Raw genomic sequence first — 18,093 nt, 5'->3', positions numbered from 1 at the left:
AGTATATTTTGGTTGAGGATTTTACATATCCGAGAAACCTATATCAAGTCTCATCGCAATTATTTATTATAGACAAGAACTGGTGATGTATCATTACTGCTGTTATCGTAGCTGAGGATTTGAAGAAGGTATTCGGGGACTTTCTGGCTGTGGATTCTGTGGCCTTTTCTGTGGAGGAAGGGGAAGTGTTCGGTTTCCTGGGCCCCAATGGTGCGGGCAAGACCACTACCATGCGGATGATACAGTGTATTTCTCCGATGACCTCGGGCAAGCTGGAGGTCTTCGGGATGGATGTGAACGATCACCAGCGTGAGATCAAGTTTTGGATGGGTGTTGTTCCGCAGGAGAACAATCTTGATCCTGATTTTACAGTTTATGAGAACCTCCTTGTTTTTTCGCGATATTTTGACATTCCTGAAGCTGAGGCCAGAAGGAGAGTGGATGAGCTTCTTGAGTTCGTGCATCTGGAAGAGAAGAGTGATACGATGACAGAGTCGCTTTCCGGGGGTATGAAGAGGCGGCTGGTGCTGGCGCGGGCATTGATTAATAGACCGAGATTGCTGATACTGGATGAGCCTACGGTGGGGCTGGACCCGCAGTCGAGGCATTTGATGTGGGACAAGCTCAAGGGGCTCAAGAAGGAAGGAGTGACAATTGTGCTTACCACGCATTATCTTGAAGAAGCTTCCCAGTTGTGTGACCGGCTCGTGATCATGGATAATGGTAAGATACTGGTGGAAGGCAGTCCTGAAGAAATGATCAGTGAGAACATAGGTCCTGCCATAGTAGAAACTGAAGCTGATCCTAATGTTATCTCGTGTCTTGATAATCATCAGGCGAACTATGAGATCCTCGGGGATGAAGTTCAGATATATACGGATAACCCACAGGAAGTGACAGATCATCTGTTATCGGAGTGTGAGCTTACCAGTGTTACTGCAAGGGCATCGACGCTTGAGGATGTGTTTCTGAAGCTTACTGGCAGGAAACTGAGGGAGTGAGTTCGGATGAACATAGGCATGTATTTCAAGATCCCGGAGTTGACACCGGGTGCGATCAAGGTCTGGCGACGGAACAAGGACGTTTTCATGAAGAACGTCAAGCTCAATTTCCTTCCGCCTTTCATTGAGCCTCTGCTCTACCTTTTCGCAATGGGGTTCGGGCTGGGACTGTTCATTGAGGAGATAGACGGCGTCCCCTATGCGAAGTTCATAGCTCCGGCACTGATCTCTGTCTCTGTGATGTATGGTGCCTTTTTCGAATGCAGCTACGGGTCCTATGTGAGGATGTATTACCAGAAGACCTTCGATTCCATTATTGCAACACCCTTGAGCATCGAGGATGTCATAATCGGAGAGCTGCTGTGGGGCGCTACCCGAAGCACGATAAGTGCAACATTGATGCTTCCTGTCATTGCATTGTTTGGGCTCATAGCTTTTCCCCATTCACTGTTGATAATACCGTTCGCTTTCCTTGCAGGCTTACTCTTCGCATGCCTTGGAATGACCATTGCAGCGGTCACCCCGAACATAATGTCCATCAATTATCCGATACTGCTGTTCATAACTCCGATGTTCCTTTTCAGCGGAACGTTCTTCCCCCTGAACGTTTTGCCTGAGATCATACAGTACATTGCACTGGCAATATTGCCACTGACCCACGTTGTGATCATAATAAGAGCACTGACCTTTGGAACACCGGGATGGTTCCTGCTGGGAAATCTCCTGTGGATAGTAGTTGTCTGTGCAATAGGTTTCGTGGTCTCGGTTAATATGATGAAGAAAAGGCTGGTCGTCTGAAAAGTTGCTGGTGCTGGTTGAAGATCGGATGAGCAGTTTCATTCATCTTTTTTGCTTTTATGCAGGTCCATGCACCTTCGGGAGTTCTCGCATCCGAGGCTGCGCCTGTAATCTGACCTTATCTGCGACTTTGCTGTTTTGATCATCAGGTCATCGAGCTCTTCATCGTCAGGCAGTTCTTGCTCTTGCTTTTCCTTCTGCTCTTTGTTCCTGTACTTTTCATCTGTCATTTTATTCTCACTTTTGCGTTCTGTGAAATAGATGCTGAAATCCTTAGATAACTTTATGCATAAAAAATCTACATATGTATTATTACTTTAGGATGTGGAAACATGAAAGTATTGGGTATTGTAGGAAGCCCCCGAAAGAACGGGAACACGGATACTGTAGTGCAGAAAGTGCTTGAAGGCGTTGCAGAGAGCGGTGCTGAGACGGAAACGATCTACATTAATGACCTGAACTTCAAGGGCTGTCAGGGATGCGGTTTCTGTAATGTGATGCCTGAATGCAAGATCAAAGATGACATGACCGGTGTCTACAAAAGAATAGAGGAAGCAGACGGTTTCGTCTTCGGAGCCCCGATCTATTTCCTGCAGTTCTCAGGCCAGATGAGGCTTTTCCTTGACCGCTGTTACGCACTTGTTGATGCTGACCTGAAACCAAGGATACCTGTGGGTAAGAAAGCTATGATCGTAAGGTCCCAGGGTGATCCTGAAAAGGCATCCTATGAGAGCGTGTCCGATGAGTTCGCCGAAACCCTGAAGACCTTCTTCGGAATGGAGATTAAGGACGGGCTGGTTGTTGCAGGATTTGATCTTCCACGCGACGTTATGAAAGACACTGAACTTATGGAAAATGCAAAGTCAGCAGGTGTGCATCTGATGGACTGACCTTCTTTTTGTTTTTACTACATTTTCTTCTTTTATTTTTCCCTTCTTTTATTTTTCCCTTCTTTTATTTTTCCCTTCTTTTTTGTTTGTTCTTCTTGATTCAGGCTCTATTTCATATGTCTATAAGGATTATTTTTTATTTCACATTTGATAACAACCATTCGGCTAATTTCAGCTGTGATATATAGTTACAATCTCAAGGATTTATATGGGTTGCAAGAAGAACATGAATTAAATAAAAACGAATTCACTTATAAATGCACAGTAATATTTATATATAAGTTACATACATAACAATGTATTATGCGAGGGATTAAAAATGGTAACTAGATTAAGTGAAATAACAATGGGTGATATTGTTGGGTCTTCAGGTCCAGAGGGGTCTGTCGAAAAAGGCACTGGCAGGCATTCATTGGTATTGAACATAGTCAGGCAGTACCCGGAAGGGATTACTGTGCAAGCGATTGCAGAGTTCCTGAACCTTTCAGAAAACAGAGTTCGAGATTTGCTTGAAGAACTTACTTTTCGGAGAGAGATCTACAAAAGGAAAATCCCAGGTTCAAAGAGTATTTTGTATTACCCCAACGGGAAATTAATACACAAATATCTCCAAGAATCTCGTGACTTTGGAGATCAGATATTCCGACTGTCTTACCATGAAGGTAAAAGAGCACCCCGCCTACAAATACAGGAAAGAAAATTTACTCTCCTCGAAGGAGAAAAAGTGGAAGGTAGTATTTTCATAGATTTTGAAAATATCCCTTCACTAATTGAATTTATAGAAGAACTAAGCATCAAATTTGACAACTATGCTTCGGAGAATATTTCATGAGAACGACTGAGACCATTATTGAAAAGATCGTTGGAGATGCCCAATTAGGAGAACTGGTTGATATAAACAATTCCATAGAACCAGTATCTCTTAACAGGCTTGTACCATATATTGCTGGAACTGAAGATATCGAAATTATCCTGAAAAACCAGGATTTGGTTGCTGGGAAACCACTTGAGATGAATGGATATAGAACTAAACAGCTACTTGCGAAAGCAAATAAAGTAGAGCTGGATAGTGGACGCGATGAGACATCATATGTATCTCTTGTGAACAATTCCCCCACATTAATCTCGTTCCCAAGCGAGGTAACATGGTTAGCAGCTGACGAAGGTGTTCAAAAGTTCAAGGAAAGCATAGAATGGATACTCCAAAAAGACAATATTGGTTTTGATCACAAGAAAGCTGTAGCATTGTCATCATATTTGGGAGATTCAGTGGAGAGAAGCTATCAAAAATATTCATTTTGGACAGATCTAGCAAATAATTGCGAGGGTGAACATCTTTTTCGCTTATTGATTAATGCATCAATAGACCTATCATTGCAAGCAAAAGCTAAATTTTTGTCGGGAATATTACCTGTAATGAATAAGAAATATCCATCCAGTATCGGCCTTTCCCACAATGTTAACTTAGGGTATGGTTCTATTATTTCTGACAGAGAGGATGAAGGAGAAACTGTTCCGGGTTGCCTCTATACTATCAATCTGAATACTTCAATGATTGGTCGTAATGATTTTTCGGATGAGTTGAAGAAGATTGTATCTTTAAGCAAAGAGGCCATGGACTACAATTGGTTTGACGGGATCTATCTATCTGTAAGAGATCTCGAAAGGATTTCTGGGAACGATGCTCAGGTCGCTACGCTCTCAAAACTTATTACGGAACTGTCCCACGTCGCTCAGGATGAACACTTACCATTGTGGCTTTCACGGTTCGGGTTAATCGGATTGCCTGCTTTTGATATGGGGGCAAGCTTTGCTTCGTATACCCCAAATCTGGCGTTAAGGGACATTTTCAAGAACGGAGGCGGTGGCAATTCAAAGAATCGTGTCATGCATGGTAAAGCCTTAAATATTGATGCAAGGCGCCTATGGGATGCAAATGAAATAAATAAATTGCAGAGCCATAAGCAATCATTACCTGCACTTGCTAGTATTCGCAACACGGCTTCAAGTGAAGAACTTGAGCCTTCGAAGGCAAGAGCATATCGTACACGGTTCTCTAAACCTTATAATATTGCTTCCATGAACGAACTCTCCGACAAATGGAATGAAAATGTACGCAAGGGAGAGATAAACCCAGGCAAAGAATACATCAAAACATTTTCTTCTCCGTCCTTTTATGGCACATGGGGATGTGAATAAGGATAGTTCATTTACACTATCCTTTTGATAGTATGATATCAACATAAGAAGGTGATTTTATTTTTGATTTTAACCTCTTTAGGAATCCTCTTGTAGTGGTAGTAATCTTCGTATTAGGATTATACGCAGTTTACATGATTGCATGTATAGCAGTGGGTTTAGCTCCATGGATAGCAATATTGTCATTTCTTGGCTTAATCTATGGTAGTGAAACTAACAACGATGATGTACTGCAATTATCACTGGTAGGGCTTGTTTCTGCTTTCTTATTGATTGCAGCAGGTACTGAAGTAATTTCGTTCTTTGAAACAAATGTTTATGGAAGCAATGCGTTCGGTGCTGCAAATGAACTTATCAATGGAACAAGGAACATAAATTCGTTCTAAGATTTAGATGAAACTACTTTAGAGTAGTTGCTGCCTATTGATGTGACTTTATCCAATGCATTAAACTTGAGATGGGTATATACTGTCTGGATTACAAGCACTTGTGCTTCGTATATACTTGATACAAGTCACTCCCGTTTGAATCTCTCCTATAACTTCGAACAGTTTCGAAGTTTAAGCTAAGTATATACCGTATAGGAGCTAATTTTCTCTTTAGATAGTAATTAATTACATTGATCTACGGGAGTGCTAAAATGAGGTCCATCGGAATTGTGCAAAAGTCGTTCATCGTATTGTTCCTGCTGTCATGTATTGTGATGGCAGGCTGTATAGGCCAGGATGAGAATGTGGATTATCCTCCTGCAAACGAAGCCATATCCTGCGAGGAGGGAGGTACCTATTCCTCAGAGGATGAGTTCCTGATACTGGTCCCAAAAGCACTTTTCTCAGGAGGGGAAAGTTCTGTGACCATGTCGGCTTTCCTTGATGATGCTCCTGTAAGCCGGTGTTTTGAATACACCCTTACCAGTGCTTCAGGTGAGGTAATTCCACTGGTAAAAGCTGCTACTTCTGATTCCGGTAATTCGGTTGCTAAGTTCGATGTCCCGGAGGTAGAGGAAGGCAGTTACACACTTACTGCAACTCCGGTGGGTGCTGAATCCGGCTTCGAAACGACCATAAAGGTCGTTCAGAACAACCCGATCTTCATAGAGACAGATAAGCCGATCTACAAGCCCGGGCAGACCATCCATGTGCGTCTTCTTTCCCTGAACAACAACCTTGTGCCTGTTGTCCAGAACACCACCGTGGAAATCTCGGATGCCAAGGGTGTGAAGATTTTCAAGGATGATCTCACCACCAATGAATACGGTGTTGCATATTTTGATCTCCCGCTGGCCTCCGAGCTTAACCTTGGTACCTGGAAGATAAAGGCAACATCCGGCACATCAATGTCAGAGGTTGACATCAGGGTGGAGAAATATGTGCTTCCGAAGTTCGATCTGGAAACTTCCGCCGAGAAGAGCTGGTTCCTTGTGGATGATCCTATCACAGGAACGGTCTCTGCACAGTATTTCTTCGGAAAGGATGTTGAAGGTGACGTTGAGATAAAGGCCATGAGATATGTGGGTGTCTGGGAGGAATATGCAACTTTTAGCGGCTCACTTGAGGAAGGTTTTGTTGAGTTCGAGCTTCCACCCACGGAGTATGTTGCAGGTACCTTTGGTGCTGGTGGACAGGGCAGTGTCATGCTCAATGTTACCGTAACTGACACCGGAGGGCACAGTGAGGAAACAACCGAACTGCTTACCATCGCGCAGAACGAGCTTGTTCTCCAGATGATACCTGAGTCTGATTCAATCAAGCCGGGAATGCCGCTTCAGGTTCTTATAGTCACAAAGGACCCGGGAGGGGAACCACTGGAGAAGGATGTAAGTCTTGTTGTGAGCTTCCTTGATGACGACTATGACTGGGACGAGCAGAAGCAGATCGTCAGCACTGAGAACGGTGTTGCTCTTGTCACACTTGAAGTACCTGAAGATGCCCGGGAGATGGAGATCTCTGCCAGCTCGGAAGGTGTTGAGGCTTCCGATCGTCTGAATTCCGTATACTCTCCGAGTGCAAGTTTCCTGCATCTGAGCCAGGTAAGCGAAGGCACACCCGAAGTGGGAGAGAACATCGTCTTCAAGGTATATTCCACCAACAAGGGAACGGTGTTCTATGATGTGTTCGCAAACGGCAGGACCGTATATTCTGCTACCAGCGATGAAGCACAGATCAGCATCCCGATCACACCTCAGATGAGCCCCACTGCAAAGGTGGTCGCATACATGATCAATCCGAACAATGAGGTCTCCGCTGACAGCCTGCCTTTCGATGTGAAGTTCAGTACGCAGGTGGACCTATCCTCAGGATTTGATAAGGAAACCGTGGCTCCCGGAGATAACGTCTCAGTGGAACTGGACGCAGGCACTCAGTCAATGATCGGCCTTTCCATAGTTGACGAATCGGTCTATGCACTGAGCGAGGGCAGGCTCAATCTGAAGCAGGTCTTTGATGAGCTTGAGATCAGGTTCATGGAGCCACAGGTAGAGGCTCATCCAAATTATTACTGGTATCAGGAGACTGCAGGCGATGTCATTGATGATGCGGGCCTGATAGTACTGGCATCCGGTGGACTTGATGTTCCAAAAGGCCAGGCCGAAGTTGCCGATGGTGGTTTTGTCGATCGCATGTTTGCAATGGACGACATGGAAATGGTCGAAGAAGAAGTTATGATGGAAGCTCCAGCGGCAGCCCCTATGGAGCCAACTGATTCAGGTGCTGGTGCCACACTTGCAGAACCTGAAAGGGTACGCCAGTTCTTCCCTGAGACATGGATATGGATGCCTGATATCATGACGGATGATAAGGGACTGGCATCCCTTGACCTGAACGCACCGGATTCCATCACCACCTGGAGGTTGCATGCGGTATCCTCCAGTCCGGAAGGTATTGGAATATCCGAAGCAGGCCTGACAGTATTCCAGGATTTCTTCATAGATCCTGACCTTCCCTATGCTGTGATCCGCGGGGAAGAGTTCCCTGTACAGGTGCAGGTCTTCAATTATCTTGACAAACCTCAGGAAGTACAGCTGACTCTTTCCGGTGCGGACTGGTTCGACCTTGTGGGTGAGGATGTCGTAAAGGTCAGTGTGGATGCCAACAGTGTGACCCATGCAAGCTTTACCATCAGGCCTACGGAAGTGGGTGTCCAGGAGGTCGAGCTGACAGGACAGACCACAGAGAAGGCTGATGCTGTGCGCAAGACGGTTATCGTTGAGGCAGAAGGTGTCACCAGGGAGATCGTGGACAATGGCATTCTCAAGGAGGGTTCCGTTGAACTTGATGCCACGCTGCCTGTGGATATTGTGCCGGATTCCGGCAAGGTGATGGTTAGTTTCACGCCGAGCATTGTGGCACAGACCATCAGCGGTGTCGATGACCTTCTGGGCATGCCATACGGATGTGGCGAGCAGAACATGATGCTGTTCTCAACCGATGTGGAAGTGCTGAGATACCTGAAGGCCACGGGCCAGCAGAACCCGGAGATCGAGGCCAAGGCACAGACTTACATAATCACCGGTTACCAGAGGGAGCTGACATTCAGGCATTCGGACGGTGCCTTCTCCGCATTCGGTGAAAGCGATCCCGAAGGCAGCCTTTGGCTGACAGCGTTCGTGCTTTCACAGTTCAGCGGTGCCAGGGATATCACAACCATTGACGAGAACATCCTGAGGGAAGCAGCCGACTGGATCGGCTCACACCAGAAGGCGGACGGTTCATGGGAGTCCGTGGGATTCGTTATCCATCAGGACATGATGGGCGGTGTCAGCGGAACCTATGCTCTGACGGCATACATCACTCTTGCACTTGATGAGTATGGGTATGCCACTGACGAGGTCATGAACGGTGCTCTCACATATCTCGAGGATAATCTCGATGCTCAGGATGACCCATACACCCTTGCAGTTGGAACGCTTGCTCTTGAAAAGCTTGAGAGCGAGAGGGCAGACGAGGCAAGGGCCAAGCTGCTTGCAATGGCAAAGGAAGATGAGAATGGCATGTACTGGGGCTATGATGACGTGGTTCCGGAACCCTACGAATACGGAGGCTATGGAATCTATCCTGTCTCAAGCAAGAACGTTGAGACCACAGCCTATGCAACACTTGCACTGATAGAGGTCAATGACCCTGCAGCAAGCTCATCACTCAAATGGATAGCAGCACAGCGTAATTCCAATGGAGGTTTCTCAAGCACCCAGGATACCGTCATGGCATTCAGGGCACTGATGACAGCTGCAGCAGTTGCAGGAAGGGACGTGGATGCTACCATAACCGTTAGCGGAGATGGTGAGGAACTTAAGAGCATCAGGGTCACATCCGAGAACTACGATGTAGTCAACATCATCGAGGTTCCGGAGGGCGTGGAAAGCGTTAACATGACCCTCGAGGGAAGTGGAGAGCTCAACTACCAGCTTGTCAGAAAGTTCAATGTGATCCTTCCGGAAGTCATCGAGCATGAGGAGATCGAGCTGGATGTGGAATACGACTCCACCGATGTTGCTGTGGATGACATCGTGAACGTCGATGTGCGCCTGAAGTACAACGGAATGCCGGGAATCCGGGGAGTTGTCGAGTCCAGTGGTATGATGATAGTGGATATTGCAGTACCAACAGGTTTCACGCCGGTCCCTGCAAGCCTTGAGGCGCTCAAGGACGATGGCATCATCACCCGCTATGAGATCGCAGGCCGCAAGGTCGTCCTCTATATCGATGAGATGATGGCCGGGGAGGAAATGAACTTCTCACTGCAGATGAGGGCCATGTTCCCTGTCAAGGCAATGGTACAGGAGAGCAGTGCCTACTCGTACTACAACCCGGATGTCAAGGCTGAAGCAAAGGGAATGGACATCAATGTGACATGATCCTTCCCTTTTTTTCTTAAGAGCAGCAGGCGATGTGAGTTTCCTGCTGTTTTCTTTTTTCCTTTTCTCTTTTTTTGAACATCACAAGTACTATCACTTTTGTTGAGAACACATTGAATGCATTATATTTTGAAGCCAAAATTTATATACAGTGAACATGTATCCAACATGTCGAAAAATAGACAAGTATGCCTATATTGTTAACAAACATATGAAACACCAGTATCTGAGGAGATCGAATGAAAGGAATTAGTAGCGACTGCTGAATTTTTGAGGACGATCCTGGATATTTTTGTGAGCATATTTGAGATATTTGCAAAATAAGTAATGGACTGATAACAAATGGTAGATGAAACTTTAATGTTAATTTTTATTGTGGTAGCTCTTGGGCTATATGTATACTATTCCTATTCGCTGCAAAGGATCGCAGACAGAACCAACACGGAGAATGCCTGGATGGCATGGATACCGATTCTTAATATTGTACTTATGTGCAGGGTTGCAAGGAAGTCCCTGTGGTATTTCCTTGGTATGCTGATCCCATACGTCAACATCCTTGTATTGATGTACATCTGGGGTGAAATGGCAGGCAACCTTGGTAGGTCGAAATGGATCGGTGTCCTGATGATCGTACCGGTAGCAAACCTTGTAGTTCCGGGATACCTGGCTTTCTCGGAATGATACAACTTAAAAGGGTGATGCGGACCCCTCTCCGCATTACCTTTACATTAACCATTTACTGAAATTTCCATTTCTCCACCAATCATTCTTTCTCTCATTTTTTGCTCCTTCCAGATTCTCCTGCAGACATACCTGCAATGCAAAAACAAAAATACCAACAAACTGATAAATTCACCAGACCAATTCAGCGTGGAGCAAGAATGAATAAATTAACACCTGCAATGAAACAGTACTATGATGCCAAGCAGCAACATAGCGATGCACTGATCTTCTTCAGGATGGGGGATTTCTATGAGTCCTTCGGGGAAGATGCAAAGACCATTGCGCAGGAACTTGAAATAACGCTTACCACGCGGGGTAAGGACAGGGACGGCGAGAAGATGCCTCTTGCAGGCATCCCCTATCATGCCATTGACAACTACCTCCCGCGTCTGATAAAAAAGGGCTACAAAGTAGCCATCTGTGAGCAGCTTGAGGACCCGAAGAAGGCAAAGGGCGTTGTGAAGCGCGGAGTCGTCAGGGTTGTAACACCGGGCACTGCCATTGATAGTTCGATGTTCACGGATTCATCCAATAATTATCTCATGTCTGTCTCAGGCGGGGACGGGAACTACGGTGTCTCATTCCTTGATGTATCCACAGGAGAGTTCCTGACAACCCAGTTCGCCGATGCACCTCCATATGACAGGATAGCCAGCGAGGCTGCAAGGATGCGGCCATCGGAATGTATCCTGCCTCCCGAAATGTATTCTGACAGGCATATCGTTGACAGGCTCAACGAGCTCAAGATCGTGGTGCATGAGTTCGAGGAAGAGGCATTTGATATCGGGATCTCTGAGAAGAGGCTCAGGGAGCACTTCAAGGTCTCAACCCTTAAGGGTATGGGCTGCGATGGCCTGCCCTACGCGATATCCTCTGCAGGGGCTGCCCTTGAGTATGCATTGATCACCCAGATGAGGGAGCTCGGGCATGTCAGTGAGCTGAAGACGTATTCAGATTCTGAGTTCATGGTTCTGGATTCCATAACTTTGCGTAATCTTGAGATAGTGAAGAACGTGCGCGGGGAAGGAAGCGATACTTCCATACTGAAGGTTCTGGATGATACCAAAACACCAATGGGTGGCAGGCTGCTTCAGAAATGGCTGTTAAAGCCGCTTATAGATGTGGATGCCATCAACTACCGTCTCGATGCTGTGGAGGCGCTGGCAAACGGTACCATGATACGGTTCGATGTAAGGTCCCATCTTTCCTTTGTAAAGGATATTGAGCGCCTCATTGGAAGGATCATGTATGGCAACTCCAATGCACGTGACCTTATTGCACTAAAACGGTCCCTTGAGTCAGTCCCTTTGCTAGTGGAAAGCCTTGGGGAAGATGACCTCTGCGAGATGCTTCAAAGCATCAGGGGTGGCCTTCTGGGATTTGCCCAGCTTGACAGCCTCGTGGAGCTGATAGATAGTTCCATAGTGGAAGAGCCACCGGTAAGTGTCAGGGAAGGCGGGATGATAAAAGCAGGCTATGGCGAGGCCCTGGATGAACTCAAGGAGATGTCCAAAGGTGGGAAGTCATGGGTAGCCTCATTCCAGCAGAAAGAGCGTGACAGGACCGGAATAAAGTCACTTAAAGTTGGTTACAACAAGGTATTCGGATATTACATTGAGGTAACGAAGGCGAACATCTCACAGGTCCCTGATGATTACATACGCAAGCAGACCATGAGGAATGCGGAAAGGTTCTATACCCCGGAACTGAAAGAATGGGAAAATGTCATCCTTTCTGCTGATGAGAAGATCACAGCACTGGAGTATGAGATATTCTCCGACATCACTTCGAACGTTGCCTCCTATTCGTCACAGTTGCAGACCGTTGCGGGCCTGATAGGGCAACTGGATTGTGTTGCTAGCCTCGCAGAGGTCTCGGTGAACAATAATTTTGTCAGGCCCAACATCAGTTCTGATTGTAAGTTACTGATACGTGAGGGCAGGCATCCGGTAGTGGAGAGGTCTGTTCCCGGTGGATTCGTTCCCAACGATGCGGAAATGGACTGTGTGGAGAACCAGTTCCTGCTGATAACAGGACCCAACATGGCAGGAAAATCCACTTTCATGCGTCAGGTCTCACTAATAGTAATAATGGCACAGGCAGGTTCATTTGTGCCTGCTTCCCATGCTTCCATTGGTATCGTGGACAGGGTATTCACAAGGGTCGGGGCTTTTGATGACCTTGCAAGCGGGCAGAGTACTTTTATGGTGGAGATGGTGGAGCTTGCGAACATCCTGAACAACGCCACCCCGAAAAGCCTTGTTCTACTTGATGAGATCGGCAGGGGTACCAGCACCTATGACGGTTACAGTATCGCAAAGGCTGTTGTCGAGTATATTCACAACAAAGGGCGTGTTGGCGTACGCTCACTTTTTGCCACGCATTACCACCAGCTTACAAATATTTCATCCGACCTGAAAAGGGTGAAGAACTATCACATTGCAGTGAAAGAGGATGGCGATGACCTCGTGTTCCTGCGGAAGATCGTTCCCGGGGCCACGGACAAAAGTTATGGAATACATGTCGCCCGGCTTGCAGGTGTGCCGCACAAGGTTACCCAGAGGGCAAGGGAAATACTGCAGGATATCGAGGATGAGAGTTCCATCAGCAAGGAAAGTAGTTCAAAGGGTGGCAAAAAAAGAAGGTCGGCACAGTATACACAACTTATGCTTTTCGATCCGGAAGGTTCGACTCCTGTTGAGAAGGACCCTATGGTCGAGGAAATTAAGGAGCTTGATGTCAACAACATGACACCCATGGATGCTCTGAACAAGCTCTGTGAACTTCAGAAGAGAGCGGGAAAGAACGCGGAGGAATGATATGGCAGAAACGAGCGCAGAAGTGAGCAGCAAGAGGATCCATGTGCTGGATGAGGCTACCATCAATAAGATAGCTGCAGGCGAGGTAGTAGAGCGCCCGGCATCGGTGGTGAAGGAGCTTCTGGATAATTCCATTGATGCGGGTGCTACGGAAATTCGAGTGGAAGTGAAGGGGGCTGGAACGGAACTGATCACAGTTACGGACAACGGGAAAGGCATGTCCTGGGAGGATTCCACTCTTGCGTTCACAAAACATGCCACCAGCAAGATATTGCATATCGATGATCTTGAAAAGGTGCTCACCCTGGGTTTCAGGGGAGAGGCTCTCTCTTCCATTGCAGCGGTTGCAAAAGTGTACCTGACCACTCGTGAAAAAGGCAGCATCTCCGGAACAAAGGTAGTTGTCAGTGGTGGTTCAATAGAGAATGTGCTGGAGGTTGGTGCAGCACCCGGGACCACAATTGCGGTAGAATCATTGTTCTATAATACTCCGGCTAGGAAGAAGTACCTTAAAAGCATGCGTACTGAGCTCGCACACATCACTGATGTCGTTACAAGACATGCGTTTGGTCATCCGGAGATCTCACTCACTCTTATAAGCGATGGCAAGGTGCTGGTGCGTTCCCCGACATCGGGTGATATTTTTGACAGCATTGTCTACCTGCTTGGAAGTGAATCTGCAAAAAAGCTGATACCTGTTGAATTCAAGTCGGATATCGTGAAAATATCCGGTTACATCTCAAAGCCAGAGCTAAGCCGCAGTGGAACCGACCTGCAGTACTTTTTCATAAACGGCCGAGGTATATCCTCAAAGAGTATCAGCAATGCGGTGAGGCTTGGTTATTACAATCTTATTCCAAAGGGACGCTTCCCGGTGGCTGTCCTTGATCTGGAACTTGACCTCAGTGAGGTGGATGTCAACGTCCATCCTGCCAAAAGGTATGTTAGGATGAGCCATGAGCGTGAGGTCTGCGATGCAGTCACTCTTGCTGTGGAAAATGCATTGAAGGCCGAGCAGCTGGTTCCTGAGATAAGTTTGCCGGAGAAAAAGCCGGTACAGGCTGTTTTTGTAGAAAAGGTAGAAGATAGACCTGAAGAAAAACTGGAAGATATACCCAAAGATGGTGCTGAAGCGTTTGTTCCTGAAGAGAAGCTTGAACTGGCGATACCTGCTGAGAAAAAGATCTCACCGCTGATAAAGGAAGAAGAAGAAACCTATCATTTCACTGCCAGGGATACGGAAAAGCGCCTGAAGCGTTCTGAAAGGGTACTGTCAAAGACCCCAAAGAAACCGGAAAGGGCATCTACAGGTCTTGATAAGGCAAGAATAGTAGGTCAGGTTAATGAGCTTTATATTATTGTAGAGCTGGAGAAGGGGCTTGTCATAGTTGATCAGCATGCTGCACATGAGAGGGTGATGTACGAGCAGATATGTGATATCAGCAGTTCCGGCTGGCAGGAGCTTATAACACCTGTTACGCTTGACCTCACATCCAGGGAAAAAGTGCTGCTCGAGGAGTACATACCCTATCTTGAAGAAATGGGCTTTGGAATATCGGAATTTGGTCCTAACAGCTATGTGGTCACTACTGTTCCGGCTCTTCTTGGGAAGATGGAGAGCGCTGAGCTGATCCATGATATTATAATAGACCTGCTTTCCACAGGCAGAGTGAAAAATGATACCGGAATGTTCGATAACCTCTGCAAGACCATGGCATGCCGTGCAGCGATAAAAGCGGGGGCTGGTTGCAGCATGGGACAAATGGAGAGCCTTCTGAAGCAGCTGGATATGGCAGAAAATCCTTATACGTGTCCTCACGGCCGTCCGACGATGATATCTTTTACCCGGGCAGAACTTGACAAACTGTTCAAGAGGACAGGATAAGTTAGCTCGTTGGTCGGTAACTTTTATAACTATAAGATATTGAATAACTGACAATGTCAATTATCGATCCTGTTAACAAATCAAAGATCCCGGAAGAGTGGATCAATAAATCTAAAATACCCCGCGATGAGCTTGAAGAGGGTATAAAGAGCGGGATGCTGGTGGTGCTTAGTGATGGTTCAGTGCTCCAGAGGGGCTATACCACAGGAACCACTGCTACCGTTGCGGCCAAAGCAGCTGTCCTGTCACTCAGGAAGGATGTGGACAAGGTCTCAGTCCCCACACCTGTAGGACTTCGTGCTGTCATGGATGTAAAGGCAAAAGATGGTTATGCTGTTGCCGTTAAACTGAAAAACGACCATGAGTCTGATATCACCCGTGGCCTTGAGTTCGAGGCAAGGGCGGTTGAATCCGACAAGATCAATATTACTGCCGGGGAGGGCATAGGTATCGTCACAAGAGGCGGCCTGCAGTCCAAAAAAGGCTATCCTGCTATCAATCCAAAACCAATGCAGCAGATAAAGGATGCAGTTGCAGAGGCTGTGGAAGAGATCGGCATCAAAGGCGTTGATGTGGAGCTATCCCTTCCAAGAGGTTCTGAGATTGCAAAGCAGACCCTGAACAGCCGTATCGGTGTCGAGGGTGGCATCTCCATTCTCGGGACCACGGGCTTTGTTGAGCCCTGGAACGATCATCTTGGTGAAATGAAGAGTGATCTCGTACGTGAAGCTTCAAAGGTCGTTCTTACCACCGGTCGTATAGGTATCCGTTATTCTACAATGCTGTTCCCTGATTATACGGTAGTTCTTGCCGGAAGTCGCATCTCCGAGTTCCTTGATTCTACAACTGGTGAGGTAGCGATTTGTGGCTTGCCGGGTCTGGTCCTGAAATGGGGAGATCCCGATATGCTCAAGGACAGTGGCTTTGCAACTGTCTCTGAGATGATCGAGGTGGAACCTGAAGGTGAACATATTAAACGTGCATTTGCAAAAACGGTGGAGAAAGGCAAAGGTGCACGCATTGTGGTAGTGGACAGGGACGGCACCGTCCTTATGGACAGCGGGGAAAAGAAATGATAATCGCAGGTGTCGGTGTCGGGCCGAACATGTTGACACTGGAAGCTATCGAAGCCATACGCAATGCATCGGTGGTCTATGGTTCGAAGCGCTCCCTTGAGCTTGCTGAACCTTACATTGAGTGTGAGGCAAAGACCATCAAGAACTACAAAGCTCTACACGAGCTGCCTGATGATGCGGTGGTTCTTTCCACAGGCGATCCCATGTTCTCCGGGCTTGGCAAGTTTGCCGGGGAGGGGGACAGGATCATACCGGGAATCTCTTCTATTCAGGTCGCATGTTCCCGATTAGGTGTCAGCCTCTCGAACATAACCGCAATAACGGCACATGGACGTGACCCTGCACCTGCAAAAAAGGCATTCATTCAGGAGATCGAATTGGGTAAAGACATTTTCATGCTTCCTGCTGACACCTTTGGTGTTGCAGAGGTTGCTGAAGTGCTGAAAGAAATGGGTGTGGATGCAAAACTCTATGTTTGTGAGAACTTCGGCTATCCTGAGGAGCGTATTGCAGGTGGAACTGTGGATGAGCCACCACAGGCAGAATCAGTTCTTCATTGCGTTGTAGTTGTAAGGCAATAACTGAGTAATTTCAATTGTTTTATCTTCTAGTTCTTTCTATTCTTGATAACAAAGGAACAAATCTTTAAATAATCTTACCTTAAAAGGTTATACACTTAACCTCAAGGTATTTATATAAAGTTTTCATTGTAAATGTGTCTAAATCAAGTAATATTGATTTGGATATATAATTCATTTAGTGATATAATTTGTTATAAATCAGGAATGGAGTGTTAAAATGCATATATTTGAAGGGTTTTTACCATCACCATGGTGGCAACTGTGGTTTGTGTTCTCTATACCAATAATATTCTTTGGTATCTACAGGTTGAACAAACTTGTAGCTGAAAAGCGCGAACTATTGCCTTTACTGGCAGTAGCGGGAGCATTCATCTTTGTACTTTCATCTTTGAAAATGCCGTCTGTTACGGGTAGTTCTTCACACCCTACAGGAACAGGAATGGCAGCTATTCTTTTCGGTCCTGCAATTGCAGCGGTCCTGAGTACAATTGTACTACTTTATCAGGCAATTTTCCTGGCACACGGCGGTCTTACAACACTTGGTGCAAATGTTGCATCAATGGGTATCATTGGCCCGGTTGCAGCATATGTCATCTATAAAGTAGGTATGAAGGCTAACATTAACTTCTATGTAGTCGTTTTCCTTGCTGCGACATTTGCAGACTGGATCACCTATGTCGTAACTTCTGTTGAGCTTGCTTTGGCTTTCCCTGCAGAGGTCGGCGGATTTGCAGCATCACTTAAAGCGTTCATGCTGGTATTTGCAACAACACAGGTTCCTCTGGCTATCATGGAAGGTGCACTGACAGCTCTTATCTTCAAGTATGTGATACAGGTAAAGAGCGATGCGCTTTTACAGCTCAATGTAATTTCAGAATCAGTCCTTGATAAAATAAAGGGGGCTAGCCAATGAAAGGTGAAGCAATATTTGCAGTAATAGCTATCTTGTTCGTAGCATCATTCTTCTATGGAATGGCAGCAAACCCGGACTCAGAGTTTGGTGGTGCTGACGGTCAGGCAGAAGATGTCATCGCTGAGATCACAGACGGTCAATACGAAGAGTGGACAGCAGATTCATGGGTCAACTCTGTAAAGTTCGAACCTCCTGGAGGAGAAACCGAGAGTCTTCTCTTTGCACTTCAGGCTGCTATCGGCGCAATTGTCCTTGGTTACTTCTTCGGATATTACAAGGGCAAAGGACAGTCTGAATAAGATTGTTTATTTGACCGTCAATCCCTATAGTGATCCTTATTAAGGATCACTCTTTTT

15 protein-coding genes are annotated in these 18,093 nt (G+C 46.4%); 14 read left to right on the top strand and 1 reads right to left on the bottom strand.

Translation table 11 applies throughout. The features are described 5' to 3' along the window. Positions 1-119 precede the first annotated feature (119 nt). Positions 120-1,001: an ABC transporter ATP-binding protein gene (locus E7X57_RS02400; protein WP_244603568.1), complete on the top strand. Its 882-nt coding sequence runs from the start codon at positions 120-122 to the stop codon at positions 999-1,001. A gap of 6 nt (positions 1,002-1,007) precedes the next feature. Continuing rightward, positions 1,008-1,799 carry an ABC transporter permease gene (locus tag E7X57_RS02395; protein WP_135610147.1) on the top strand — a complete coding sequence of 264 codons (792 nt, stop codon included), beginning with the start codon at positions 1,008-1,010 and terminating at the stop codon, positions 1,797-1,799. Positions 1,800-1,837: 38 nt separating this feature from the next. Here the strand turns inward: E7X57_RS02395 and E7X57_RS02390 are convergent, their stop codons facing one another. After that, positions 1,838-2,029, bottom strand: coding sequence for a hypothetical protein (locus E7X57_RS02390; RefSeq protein WP_135610145.1), 192 nt, complete (start codon positions 2,027-2,029; stop codon positions 1,838-1,840). A 102-nt stretch (positions 2,030-2,131) separates the two neighbouring features. On the opposite strand from E7X57_RS02390, the gene E7X57_RS02385 reads away from it, so the two are divergent. From E7X57_RS02385 to E7X57_RS02330, 12 genes are all read left to right on the top strand, one after another. Then, on the top strand, positions 2,132-2,689 hold the full coding sequence (locus E7X57_RS02385; protein WP_135610143.1) for a flavodoxin family protein: 558 nt from the start codon (positions 2,132-2,134) through the stop codon (positions 2,687-2,689). Between the two features lie 319 nt (positions 2,690-3,008). Next, on the top strand, positions 3,009-3,521 hold the full coding sequence (locus E7X57_RS02380) for a hypothetical protein (protein WP_135610141.1): 513 nt from the start codon (positions 3,009-3,011) through the stop codon (positions 3,519-3,521). Further along, positions 3,518-4,888: a hypothetical protein gene (locus tag E7X57_RS02375; RefSeq protein ID WP_135610139.1), complete on the top strand. Its 1,371-nt coding sequence runs from the start codon at positions 3,518-3,520 to the stop codon at positions 4,886-4,888. The genes E7X57_RS02380 and E7X57_RS02375 overlap by 4 nt, the downstream gene beginning before the upstream one ends. A gap of 152 nt (positions 4,889-5,040) precedes the next feature. After that, the gene (locus E7X57_RS02370) at positions 5,041-5,274 is read left to right on the top strand and encodes a hypothetical protein (RefSeq protein WP_167880862.1); all 234 of its coding nucleotides are present in this window, start codon (positions 5,041-5,043) and stop codon (positions 5,272-5,274) included. A 254-nt stretch (positions 5,275-5,528) separates the two neighbouring features. Next, a complete protein-coding gene (locus tag E7X57_RS02365; protein ID WP_135610135.1) occupies positions 5,529-9,740 on the top strand; it encodes an alpha-2-macroglobulin family protein in 4,212 nt (1,403 codons plus the stop codon). 360 nt (positions 9,741-10,100) lie between these two features. Next, positions 10,101-10,421 (top strand): DUF5684 domain-containing protein, encoded by a 321-nt coding sequence (locus E7X57_RS02360; protein ID WP_135610133.1) that lies wholly within the window; start codon positions 10,101-10,103, stop codon positions 10,419-10,421. Positions 10,422-10,621: 200 nt separating this feature from the next. Then, a complete protein-coding gene (gene mutS / locus E7X57_RS02355; protein ID WP_135610131.1) occupies positions 10,622-13,282 on the top strand; it encodes a DNA mismatch repair protein MutS in 2,661 nt (886 codons plus the stop codon). A 1-nt stretch (position 13,283) separates the two neighbouring features. Further along, on the top strand, positions 13,284-15,167 hold the full coding sequence (gene mutL, locus E7X57_RS02350; protein WP_135610129.1) for a DNA mismatch repair endonuclease MutL: 1,884 nt from the start codon (positions 13,284-13,286) through the stop codon (positions 15,165-15,167). 59 nt (positions 15,168-15,226) lie between these two features. Then, entirely contained in the window at positions 15,227-16,243 is a 1,017-nt protein-coding gene (locus E7X57_RS02345) for a cobalt-precorrin-5B (C(1))-methyltransferase (protein WP_135610301.1), read from the top strand. Beyond that, entirely contained in the window at positions 16,240-16,824 is a 585-nt protein-coding gene (locus tag E7X57_RS02340) for a cobalt-precorrin-7 (C(5))-methyltransferase (protein WP_135610127.1), read from the top strand. The genes E7X57_RS02345 and E7X57_RS02340 overlap by 4 nt, the downstream gene beginning before the upstream one ends. Positions 16,825-17,041: 217 nt before the next feature. Beyond that, positions 17,042-17,737 (top strand): energy-coupling factor ABC transporter permease, encoded by a 696-nt coding sequence (locus E7X57_RS02335; protein WP_135610125.1) that lies wholly within the window; start codon positions 17,042-17,044, stop codon positions 17,735-17,737. Then, complete coding sequence (locus E7X57_RS02330) at positions 17,734-18,036, top strand: energy-coupling factor ABC transporter substrate-binding protein (RefSeq protein WP_135610123.1); 303 nt, start codon at positions 17,734-17,736, stop codon at positions 18,034-18,036. The genes E7X57_RS02335 and E7X57_RS02330 overlap by 4 nt, the downstream gene beginning before the upstream one ends. The last annotated feature ends 57 nt before the right edge of the window (positions 18,037-18,093 follow it).

Origin of the sequence: Methanococcoides sp. AM1 (assembly GCF_900774055.1) — an archaeon.
Taxonomy (GTDB): domain Archaea; phylum Halobacteriota; class Methanosarcinia; order Methanosarcinales; family Methanosarcinaceae; genus Methanococcoides.
This window is presented reverse-complemented; position numbering and strand designations above follow the sequence as displayed.